This window comes from Nocardioides sp., assembly GCF_004803405.1.
GTDB classification, from domain to species: Bacteria; Actinomycetota; Actinomycetes; order Propionibacteriales; family Nocardioidaceae; genus Nocardioides; species Nocardioides vastitatis.
In genome coordinates this window covers 1-10,153 of record NZ_SSXI01000258.1, presented here as the reverse complement: position 1 = coordinate 10,153, position 10,153 = coordinate 1, and the positions used below count along the sequence as shown (strand labels likewise).

10 protein-coding genes are annotated in these 10,153 nt (G+C 71.8%); 8 read left to right on the top strand and 2 right to left on the bottom strand.

Annotated features, from left to right (window positions below; all coding sequences use genetic code 11):
• The 3 genes from E7Z54_RS18675 to nudC form a co-directional block, all read left to right on the top strand.
• On the top strand, positions 1 to 1,705 hold a 1,705-nt coding region (locus tag E7Z54_RS18675; protein WP_136436237.1), incomplete at its 5' end, for a UrvD/REP family ATP-dependent DNA helicase.
• A complete protein-coding gene (locus tag E7Z54_RS18670) occupies positions 1,702 to 4,899 on the top strand; it encodes a UvrD-helicase domain-containing protein (protein WP_136436236.1) in 3,198 nt (1,065 codons plus the stop codon). The genes E7Z54_RS18675 and E7Z54_RS18670, both read left to right, overlap by 4 nt.
• A 9-nt stretch (positions 4,900 to 4,908) precedes the next feature.
• Complete coding sequence (nudC, locus tag E7Z54_RS18665; protein WP_136436235.1) at positions 4,909 to 5,820, top strand: NAD(+) diphosphatase; 912 nt, start codon at positions 4,909 to 4,911, stop codon at positions 5,818 to 5,820.
• 15 nt (positions 5,821 to 5,835) lie between these two features.
• Here nudC and E7Z54_RS18660 read toward each other — a convergent pair whose 3' ends face one another.
• Positions 5,836 to 6,081, bottom strand: a complete 246-nt coding sequence (locus E7Z54_RS18660) for a mycoredoxin (protein ID WP_136436234.1) — start codon at positions 6,079 to 6,081, stop codon at positions 5,836 to 5,838.
• Positions 6,082 to 6,176: 95 nt separating this feature from the next.
• Here E7Z54_RS18660 and E7Z54_RS18655 point away from each other — a divergent pair, with 95 nt between their 5' ends.
• The 5 genes from E7Z54_RS18655 to E7Z54_RS23485 all read left to right on the top strand — a co-directional run bounded on the left by E7Z54_RS18655 (position 6,177) and on the right by E7Z54_RS23485 (position 9,703).
• Positions 6,177 to 8,300: an ATP-dependent DNA helicase UvrD2 gene (locus tag E7Z54_RS18655; RefSeq protein ID WP_136436233.1), complete on the top strand. Its 2,124-nt coding sequence runs from the start codon at positions 6,177 to 6,179 to the stop codon at positions 8,298 to 8,300.
• Positions 8,301 to 8,426: 126 nt separating this feature from the next.
• Entirely contained in the window at positions 8,427 to 8,693 is a 267-nt protein-coding gene (locus E7Z54_RS18650) for a hypothetical protein (RefSeq protein ID WP_136436232.1), read from the top strand.
• 153 nt (positions 8,694 to 8,846) lie between these two features.
• A complete protein-coding gene (locus E7Z54_RS18645; RefSeq protein WP_136436231.1) occupies positions 8,847 to 9,113 on the top strand; it encodes a WhiB family transcriptional regulator in 267 nt (88 codons plus the stop codon).
• A gap of 35 nt (positions 9,114 to 9,148) precedes the next feature.
• A complete protein-coding gene (locus E7Z54_RS18640) occupies positions 9,149 to 9,343 on the top strand; it encodes a hypothetical protein (RefSeq protein WP_136436230.1) in 195 nt (64 codons plus the stop codon).
• A gap of 195 nt (positions 9,344 to 9,538) precedes the next feature.
• Complete coding sequence (locus E7Z54_RS23485; protein WP_168798409.1) at positions 9,539 to 9,703, top strand: hypothetical protein; 165 nt, start codon at positions 9,539 to 9,541, stop codon at positions 9,701 to 9,703.
• A gap of 15 nt (positions 9,704 to 9,718) precedes the next feature.
• On the opposite strand, the gene E7Z54_RS23480 is transcribed toward E7Z54_RS23485, so the two are convergent.
• A partial coding sequence (locus E7Z54_RS23480) for a hypothetical protein (RefSeq protein WP_431188813.1) occupies positions 9,719 to 10,153 on the bottom strand: 435 nt, incomplete at its 5' end.

Here is a 10,153-nt window from a genome sequence, read left to right as displayed (position 1 = left end):
ATTCCTCGACGGACTGGAAGGGCTCGAGGTCGAGCGCGCGCGGGCGTTGGCCGGGCTGCTGGCGGAGGCGCGCGCCGCGATGGACGCGGGTGCCGGTGCCGAGGATCTGCTGTGGACGCTGTGGACCGGCACCTCCTGGCCCGAGCGGCTGCGCCGCTCCGTCGAGGCCGGTGGCGGAGCGGCCCGCCGCGCGCATCGGGACCTCGACTCGATCTGCGCCCTGTTCGACGTGGCGGTCCGTGCCGGCGAGCACCGGGAGCACCTGAGGGTCGCTCCGTTCCTGGAGAGCCTGGTGCAGCAGGAGATCCCCGCCGACACACTGGCGGACAAAGGGGCGCGCGGCGCCGCCGTACGTCTCCTGACCGCCCACCGGAGCAAGGGCCTGGAGTGGCGGCTCGTGGTCGTGGCACACGTCCAGGACGGTGGATGGCCCGACCTGCGCCGGCGCACGACGCTGCTCCAGGCCGACCGGATCGGGCACGACGGCGTGGTCCCGGCCGTGACGCCGCGCGAGCTGCTGGCCGAGGAGCGGCGGCTCTTCTACGTCGCGTGCACCCGCGCGCGGGAGCGCCTCGTCGTCACGGCCGTGAAGTCGCCCGACGACGAGGGCGAGCAGCCGTCGCGCTTCCTCGAGGAGGTCGTGCCCGATCTGGACCAGATCCGGCACGTGGTGGGCCGGCCGGAACGGCCGCTGTCGATGACCGGGCTGGTTGCCGAGCTGCGCCGTACCGCCGCCGACCCCACGGTCTCGTCGACCCTGCGGGAAGCGGCCGCCCGGCGGCTCGCGCGGCTCGCGGGCGAGACGGTCCGCAAGCGCCCGCTGGTGCCGGCCGCCGACCCGGCCAACTGGTGGGGCACCAGGTCGGCGAGCCGATCTGTGCGACCGATCCGCGACGCCGACCAGCCGGTGCCGGTCTCGGCGAGCATCCTCGAGTCGATCGGCGCCTGCCCGGCACGGTGGTTCCTGGAGCGGGAGGCGGGAGGGGTCGCACGCACGCACCAGTCGGCCAACCTCGGCCAGATCGTGCACGCCCTCGCCGAGCGGGTCGCGCAGCAGTCGGCGCCCGCTGACCCCGATGCGCTCATGGCCGAGGTCGACAGGGTGTGGGACCGGCTCGACTTCCGCACGCCCTGGTCGAAACAGCGCGAGTACGCCCGGGTCCGGGCGGCCATCGAGCGGTTCCTCTCCTGGCACGCCGCGAATCCGCGCCGACTGCTGGCGACCGAGGCGCGGTTCTCGACAGTGGTCGCCATGGACGACGGCGAGCAGGTCAAGATCAACGGCTACGCCGACCGGGTCGAGCTCGACGGCGACGGACGGGTGGTCGTGGTCGACCTCAAGACCGGACGCGGAGGAATGACCGGCCCCCAGGTGAGGGCACACCTCCAGCTTGCGCTCTACCAGTACGCCGTGGACGCCGGAGCCCTCGATCGGCCGGACGACGGCCTGGTCGCGCTGCGGTCCGGCGGCGCGGAGCTGGTCCAGCTCGGACTGGAGGACGGGTCCCCGACGGCCGCCGTGCAGCCGCAGGACGCCCATGCCGACGACTGCGAGGAGCGCGCCGCGCTCCGCGCCCACATCGCCCATGCCGCGCGGCTGCTGCGGGAGGAGCAATTCCCGGCGGTCTCAGGAGAGCACTGCCGGCAGTGCGGGTTCATGCCCCTCTGCCCGGCCAAGAGCCCCGGATCGGTGGTCGAGCAATGACCGTCTTCGCCACACCCGAGGAGCTGCAGCGGGCGATGGGCGCGACGTTCCCCCCGAGCGCCGAGCAGTGGACGGCGATCACCGCGCCGTTGTCGCCGGCCGTGGTGATCGCCGGTGCCGGATCGGGCAAGACGACGCTGATGGCCGCGCGGGTGGTCTACCTCGTGCTGACCGGACAGGTCAGGCCGGAGGAGATCCTCGGTCTGACGTTCACCACCAAGGCCGCTGCCGAGCTCCGGCAGCGGGTCCGCAAGGCGCTCACCGACGCCGGAGCGCTCGACCTGAAGGCAGGCGCCGACGGTGAGGAGGCGCTGGAGCCCACCGTCTCGACCTACAACGCCTACGCCGCCGGCCTGCTCACCGACCACGGCCTTCGGATCGGTCACGAGCCCGACACCCGAGTGATCACCGACGCCGCCCGCTTCCAGCTCGCCGCCCGTGCCGTGGACCGCTACGACGGTCCGGTCGAGAAGCTCTCCGACCATCCGCCGACGGTGATCCAGTACCTGCTCGCCCTCGACGGCGCGATGAGCGAGCACCTCGTCCCCCCGGAGCAGGTCCTCGCGTTCGACGAGGCGGCTCGGCGGTCGTTCGACCGGGAGCGTGAGGTCGAGCTGGCCGGCAAGGCGCGCAAGACCTACCTCGGCGCGATGCAGAAGGCGATCGACGTGATCGACCGCCGCGCCGAGCTGATGGGCCTCGTGGCGTCGTACCGGAAACTGAAGCAGGACCTGGGCCTGATGGACTTCAGCGACCAGATCGCGCTCGGCGCGCGGCTCGCCCAGGAGCAGCCCGAGGTCGGCCAGGTCGAGCGCGACCGGTTCCGGGTGGTGCTGCTCGACGAGTACCAGGACACCTCGGTCGCCCAGGCGACCATGCTGTCTCGGCTCTTCGGTGACGGTCACCCCGTGATGGCCGTCGGCGACCCCAACCAGGCGATCTACGGCTGGCGGGGCGCGTCGGTGTCCAACATCGTCAACTTCCCACAGGTGTTCCCGGCCCGGTCCGGGAAGGTGCCGGTGCTGCCGTTGACGATCAACCGCCGGTCCGACACCCGGATCCTCGACCTCGCCAACCGGCTGGCGCGTCCGCTCTACGACAAGTACGGCGACAAGGTGGCGCCGCTGCGCCACGGCAGCGCCGAGCCGGGACAGGTGACCACCCGGGTGTTCCGGACCCACACCGAGGAGCTGTCCTGGCTCCCCACCGAGGTGCGCGCCACGCACGACCGAGGCACACCCTGGACGGAGATCGCGGTGCTCAGCCGTGACAACCAGCACGCGGAGAGCGTGTTCGACTCGCTCACGGCCGCCGGCGTGCCGGTCGAGATCGTCGGTCTCTCCGGGCTGGTGCGGCTGCCCGAGATCGCGAGTGTCGTCGCCACCCTGAAGCTGCTGCACGACGTCACCGACAACGCTTCGTTGCTGACCCTCCTCGCCGGCCCCCGATGGGCAATCGGGCCGCGCGACCTCAAGCTCCTGGGCGAGCGTGCCCTGCAGATCGCCGGCGCCCGCGGGCGAGTGGACTCCGCAGCCTCGCTGACGGAGCAGCTGGTCGGGATCGCCGACGGCATCGATCCAGCCGAGATCCCGTGCCTCGACGACGCTCTGGCCGACCCCGGCACGGCCGACTTCTCGCCCGAGGCGCTGGAGCGTTTCGCGCTGCTGCGCGACGAGCTCCGGATGCTGCGAGGCACGGTGGGCGAGCCGTTGCTGGACCTGGTCCGGCGGATCATCGACGTCACCGGAGTCGACGTGGAGCTCGCCTCGTCGGTCAGCCCCGCCGCCGCGTCGCGGCGCGACAACCTCGACCTCTTCGTGAAGGCGGTCGCCGAGTTCCAGGCCGTCGACGGCGACGTCACCCTGCCCGCCCTGATCGCATGGCTCACGGCGGAGGACGAGGTCGGCAACGGCCTGGAGGTCGCCACCCCGTCCGAGGCGGACTCGGTCAAGCTGCTGACCGTCCACCGGGCCAAGGGCCTGGAGTGGGATGTCGTCTTCTGCGTCGGCGTGTGCGAGGGCCGGTTCCCGAGCACGCAGGGGCGCTCGCTGTGGGTCTCCTCCCCATCGGTGCTGCCGGCGCCGCTCCGTGGCGACGCCGCCGACCAGCCCCAGCTGCAGGGGTACGACAAGGCCGCGCTCGACACGTACCGCGCCGACATCAAGGTCCACGAGGCCGAGGAGGAGCTTCGGCTGGCCTATGTCGCGTTCACCCGGCCGGCTCGCCGCCTCTACGTGAGCTCATTCCTGTGGGGGCAGCGCAAGTCGCCCTATGGGCCCTCCGCCTTCCAGGACGTGATCCGCGAGCTGTGCGAGGACTGGGGCGAGCCGGTCGCATGGCTGGCGAAGCCCGAGAGGGGTGCTGCCAACCCCAACGACGCGGAGGACCCGTCGCGGCCGTGGCCGACCGAGGGCGTGGGCGCGGAAGCCGCACGTCGCCTCGAGGCCGCCGCGATGGTGCGGGCCGTCGACCCGACCGCGCCGGAACCTGACCTCGACCTGGTGGAGGCAGCCCGGGTCGCGGACTGGGACGCCGAGATCGATCGGCTGCTCGCCGAGGCCCGCGAGCAGCGGTCGTCGGAGATGGTGGTCTCGCTGCCGTCGTCGCTGTCGGCGACAGCGCTCGGCCGGCTGCGCGAGGACCCCGAGGGCTTCGCCCGCGACCTCGCGCGCCCGATGCCGCGTCCCCCGGCGCCGGCGGCCCGCTTCGGGACCCGCTTCCATGCATGGGTGGAGGCCCGGTTCGGCCAGCAGGGCCTGTTCGACCCCGACGAGCTGTCCGGCCGCGCCGACGCGGGCATCGACGACGACGCCGATCTGAAGGAGCTGATCGCCACCTTCGAGGCGGGGCCGTTCGGCGCGCGGGTCCCGTTCGCCGTGGAGGCGCCGTTCGCCCTCGTGCTGCGCAGGCCCGATGGCGGCAACCAGGTCGTCCGGGGGCGGATCGACGCGGTCTACGAGGAGCCGCACGCGTCGTACCTTGTGGTGGACTGGAAGACCAGCGTGCGGCACACGGCTGATCCGCTGCAGCTGGCGGTGTACCGGCTCGCCTGGGCCGAGCTGCATGGCGTCCCGCTCGAGCAGGTTCACGCCGCCTTCTACTACGTACGCACCGGCGAGCTGGTCGAGCACGACGACCTGCCGGACCGAGCGCAGCTCGAGGGCCTCCTCCCCGGGTCTGCTGCGGAGTCCTAGTCTCGGGCCGTGACCTATCCCCACCTCGCGCTGACCCAGGACCCGCACGATCGGCTGGGCCTGCTGCGCACCGACGAGGACTCGCTGGAGCAGCGCTGGACGGACCCGTCCAGCCGCGTGCTCGTGATCGCCGGAACCCGCGTGCGGCCGGGCGCGGATGGGCTGGAGTGGGTGCCGACCGCCGAGGCGCCGGATGGCGTGCGCGTGCTGCTGGGCGAACGGGGCGGTGTGACGTGGTGGGGCGTGATCGCGTCCGCCGAGCTGGCCCGCGACGAGGGAGAGGCGTGGCTGCCCCTGCGCGGACTTCTCCCCTTCCTCGCCGGTGACAGTGCCGCCCAGGCGCCGCTGGTGTTCCACGCGCTAGGCCTGGCCGAGTGGCACTGGGCACACCGACACTGCCCGCGCTGCGGCGGCAGGCTGTCACCGCGTGCTGCGGGCCACGAGCTGGTCTGCGCGGACTGCGGCAAACCGCAGTTCCCGCGATCGGACCCGGCCGTGATCATGCTCGTCAGCTCCGGCGAGCCCGGCAGTGAGGACGAGCGCTGCCTGCTCGGCCGGCACCCGCAGTGGCCAGCGGGTCGCTTCTCCACGCTGGCCGGGTTCTGCGAGCCGGGGGAGACGCTGGAGGACGCCGTACGGCGTGAGGTGCGCGAGGAGACCGGCGTACACGTCGGCGCGGTGACCTACTTCGGCAACCAGCCGTGGCCGCTGCCCTCGAGCCTGATGCTCGGCTTCCACGGCCGTGCGCTCTCGGAGGAGATCCGGCTGGATGACGACGACGTCGAGGAGGCGCGTTGGCTCACCCGGGCGGAGATGCGTGCGGGAGCCGAGGACGGCTCGCTCGTGCTGCCCGGTGGGGTCTCGATCAGCAGGTCGCTGATCGAGCACTGGTACGGCGACGTGCTGCCCGGGAGCTGGTGACGCCGCCACCGCGGGTCAGGCCAGGGAGGCGAGCTTCTGCTTGACCTGAGCGACGCTCGGGTTGGTCTGCGCGGTCCCGTCGGTGAAGACCAGGGTCGGCACGGTCTGGTTGCCGTTGTTGGCGGACTCCACGATCGCGGCGGCCTCCGGGTGCTGCTCGATGTCGACGATGTCGTAGCTGATGCCTTCACGGTCGAGCTGGCTCTTCAGGCGTCGGCAGTAGCCGCACCAGGGAGTGGTGTACATCGTGAAGGAGCTCATCTGAACTGTCGCCTCCGCCGTCTAGGGTCTGCCCTGTCTACCAGGGCGGGCTTGCCCTGCTGGAACCGATGCCCCGAAGGAGTTGTTCCCCCGCGATGACCCAGCCCGTGCACGGCGGCTCGACCGCAGAGGCGGTCGGGAGACTGCTGTCGGCGCTCGATCCCGAGCAGCGCCAGGTCGCCGAGACGCTGCGCGGCCCGGTCCGGGTCCTCGCCGGCGCCGGCACCGGCAAGACCCGGGCCATCACGCACCGGATCGCACACGGAGTGCTCACCGGGGTCTACGCGCCGACCGAGGTCCTGGCAGTGACCTTCACCACGCGGGCGGCGGGCGAGCTGCGCCAGCGGCTCCGGACGCTCGGGGCGCCCGGCGTCCAGGCCCGCACCTTCCACAGTGCCGCGCTGCGACAGCTGCGTTACTTCTGGCCGCACGTCTACGGCACCGAGCTGCCGGTGCTCACCGAGTCGAAGATCGGCATGCTCGCCGGCGCCTGCCGCAACCTCGGCGTCCGCACCGACCAGGCGCTGCTGCGCGACCTGGCCTCGGAGATCGAGTGGGCCAAGGTCAGCAACGTCGGGGCCGACGTCTACGCCCGGGTCGCACCCGCCAAGGGCCGCTCGGTCGGCGACCAGACGCCCGAGACGGTCGGTCGGGTCTTCGCGGCCTACGAGGACGTCAAGCGCGAGCAGGGTCGGATGGACATGGAGGACGTGCTCCTCCTGACCGCCGGCGTGCTGGCGTCCGACGAGCGGGTCGCGGCCCAGGTCCGCCGGCAGTACAAGTGGTTCGTGGTCGACGAGTTCCAAGACGTCTCGCCGCTGCAGTCGGCCCTGCTGGACCTGTGGCTCGGTGGCCGGGACGAGCTCTGCGTGGTCGGTGACCCGGCCCAGACGATCTACTCGTTCGCCGGCGCCGACGCGACCTACCTCCGGGAGTTCGCCCAGCGGTACCCCGGCACCACCTCGATCGAGCTGGTCCGCAACTACCGCTCGACGCCGCAGATCGTGGCGGACGCCAACAAGCTGCTCGCCGGCACCACGAGCGCCGGCGTCGAGCTGCGCTCGCAGCAGCCGACGGGGTCGCCGGTGCGCTACGTCGGCGAGACCGACGAGGTCGCCGAGGCCAAGGCCGTGGCCGACCGGATCGCGCGCCTGCACCGGGCCGGGACGACGTACGGCGAGATGGCGGTGCTGTTCCGCATCAATGCCCAGTCGGAGACGTTCGAGGACGCCCTCACCGACCGCGCCATCCCGTACGTCGTGCGCGGAGCCGCCCGGTTCTTCGAGCGCCGTGAGGTCCGTGAGGCGGTCACCCGGCTCAGAGGGGCAGCCCGTTCGGGCGAGGACGACGGACCGTGGCTGGAGGTCGTGAAGGCCGTGCTGGCCTCGATGGGCTGGACGCTCGAGCCCCCCAGCAGCCGCGGGCAGGTCCGCGACCGGTGGGAGTCCTTGCAGGCGCTGGTCGACCAGGCCGAGGAGTTCGCCACCGAGCGAGGCATCGAGGCATCGATGGCCGCGTTCGTCGCCGACCTCGACCGGCGCGCCAGCGAGCAGCACGCTCCCACGGCCGACGGCGTGACGTTGGCGACGTTCCACGCGGCCAAGGGGCTGGAGTGGGACGCCGTGTTCTGCTGCGGAGTGCAGGTCGGCACCGTTCCGATCAGCTACGCCGAGCAGGCTTCAGGTGCCGCCGGCGCCCGGGACGCCGTCGAGGAGGAGCGCCGGCTGCTCTATGTCGGCATGACCCGCGCGCGGCACGAGCTCATGGTGTCGTGGTCCGCCGCCCGCAACCCCGGCCAGGCAGCCCGGCGTCAGCCGTCCCGATTCATCCTGCCGATGCTGCCCGAGTCGCAGCAGCCGCAGCAGACCCGCGGGCGCACGAAGGTGGCCCGCTGCCGGGAGTGTCTGCAGCCGCTGACCAGCGCCGCGGAGAAGAAGCGCGGTCGCTGTGCCCACCACCCGGTGAGGTACGACGAGGTGCTCTTCGAGCGACTGAAGGCCTGGCGGCTCGAGACCGCGCGGCAAGCAGGCACCGACGAGGACGGCAAGGAGGGGAAGCCGGTGCCGGCGTACGTCGTGTTCACCGACGCGACGCTGGAGCTGATCGCCGAGCAGAAGCCGGCCTCGATGGCCGCGCTGGCCAAGGTCAACGGCGTGGGACCGAGCAAGATCGAGCGGTACGGCGAGGCGGTGCTCGCGATCGTGGCCGAAAATCTTTGAAGAAAGGCACTAAATAGTTTGCGGCTCGCTTCCACCGACCACTACGGTCGTCAAACGACATCCGCTCGCGCACTCACAGTCCTGGCAAGACTGGCGCTCGTAAGGCACCGAAGGAGGTGGCGAAACATGGAGAACATCATGATCCCGAGCTGGCAGCTTCCGCTGTCCCTGTCGGCGACCTCCGGCTGCGCCATCTCTGTCCTCTGGACCCTCGAGTCCCAGGGCATCGCCGTGCGTCCGGCCGCGCCGAACGCGGCATTCGCGCCGTTCGCCGCTGCCGTCGACGTGGACGTCAAGGCAGTCAAGCGGGACCGCAACGCCGGCATGGGACACACGCGCCGCATCGACGCCGTGTACGTCCCGGGTTCTCTCGCCTGGAGCCCACCGATCTGACCTAGATCCAGATCGGCAGCCTCCAGGCCGCGGAACCCGACAGACCGGGATCCGCGGCCTTCGTGCTTCTCCGACCGAGAACGCGCAGGTCACGGAATCCCTCAAGGAAACCGACCAACGCGATCAGGTCAGAAGTAGAGGAGGTGAAAGCAGATGACGACCAGTGTTCTCGAGCCGACGCTGGACGAGCTGCTGCCGTGCCGGTTGAACAACCCGGAGCTGTGGTTCGCCGAGTCACCGTCGGACGTCGAGGCCGCAAAGGCGCTGTGCGGGGAGTGTCCAGTCCGGGAGCTGTGCCTGACCGGCGCTCTCGAGCGGCGCGAGCCGTGGGGCGTATGGGGAGGCGAGCTGTTCCTCGCAGGCGCGGTGATTCCGCGCAAGCGTCCCCGTGGCCGGCCCCGGAAGGACGCCGCCGCGTGACCGGGACCGACTGACGAGCCGACCCAAGAACTTCCATGACCTACCAGAACCGGAGTACCGACATGCATTACCTGATGAACGAAGATCTGGCCCGAGCGCAGATGTCCATGCGCCTGGGAGAGGCGCAGGAGCTGCGCACGGCCAGCAGGATGGCCCGTGCGCGTCGCTTGAGCCGCAAGGCCGAGCGTGCAGCGCAGCAGGCTCGCCTCGCCCTCGCTCGCGCTCTCTGACGTCCGCGCCGCGGACGCAGCGAGGTAGCACCTCCGGGACCTCCTCGGAGACACCTGATCGCGGGTGACAAGAAGAGGCCGGACCGACCACCGTCGGTCCGGCCTCTTCGCCATTTCCGCCGCTTCCGCCGCTTGCGACGCGTCACCGGCGTCGTCGTTCGCTGGCTGCCTACGCTGGGTGCCTACGCTGGATGGGTGAGCGTGGCATGCAACTTCTGTGGGCGAGTGGTTGAGGGCGACGAACCGCCCCTGACCTGGACCGCGGCCGTGGAGCGCGGGCGGATGCGCCACTACTGCGAGGCGTGCTCGCGCGAGCACCTGCGGTCGATGGAGGCCAAGCTCGACAGCGAGTGGTGGTAGCGGGACCGGCCGGTCTCAGGGCAGCTCGAGGATCGCGTCCCAGGCACAGCCACAGTAGGGGTGACGTCCCCAGCGGGTGACCTGCGGAGCGGTGAGCGGCCCGATGTCGACGGTGGTCGACCACGTGCTCGGCTCGTCGCCCTCGAGGTAACGGGCCAGGTCCCGGGCCGCCCACGCCAGCGCGAGATGGTCGAGCACCGGATCCCGCGGCGGCGGGTGCGCGGACGCCTCGGCTGCAGCCTGGATCACCAGCAGCGGCCGGCGTGGGTCGCGCAGCGCCTCGTGGGCGTCCACGCAGCGCAGGCAGGCGGTGCGGCCGGGGTCGACGAAGGGCCCCACTCGGCGTCCGCTCGCCCCGCCGGTGACGAGCAGGTGGGGCACCGAGCCCCGGGTGAGGGGGTCGACGGCCTCCCGGGCCACCGGGCCCGCGGTCACGACGAGGGTGGCCGC

What these genes read in the sequence shown, in the direction of transcription:
- E7Z54_RS18670 (WP_136436236.1), top strand. Translation starts at nt 1,702, where the DNA reads ATGACCGTCTTCGCCACACCCGAGGAGCTGCAGCGGGCGATGGGCGCG.
- E7Z54_RS18660 (WP_136436234.1), bottom strand. Translation starts at nt 6,081, where the DNA reads ATGAGCTCCTTCACGATGTACACCACTCCCTGGTGCGGCTACTGCCGA.
- E7Z54_RS18655 (WP_136436233.1), top strand. Translation starts at nt 6,177, where the DNA reads ATGACCCAGCCCGTGCACGGCGGCTCGACCGCAGAGGCGGTCGGGAGA.
- E7Z54_RS18650 (WP_136436232.1), top strand. Translation starts at nt 8,427, where the DNA reads ATGGAGAACATCATGATCCCGAGCTGGCAGCTTCCGCTGTCCCTGTCG.
- E7Z54_RS18645 (WP_136436231.1), top strand. Translation starts at nt 8,847, where the DNA reads ATGACGACCAGTGTTCTCGAGCCGACGCTGGACGAGCTGCTGCCGTGC.
- E7Z54_RS18640 (WP_136436230.1), top strand. Translation starts at nt 9,149, where the DNA reads ATGACCTACCAGAACCGGAGTACCGACATGCATTACCTGATGAACGAA.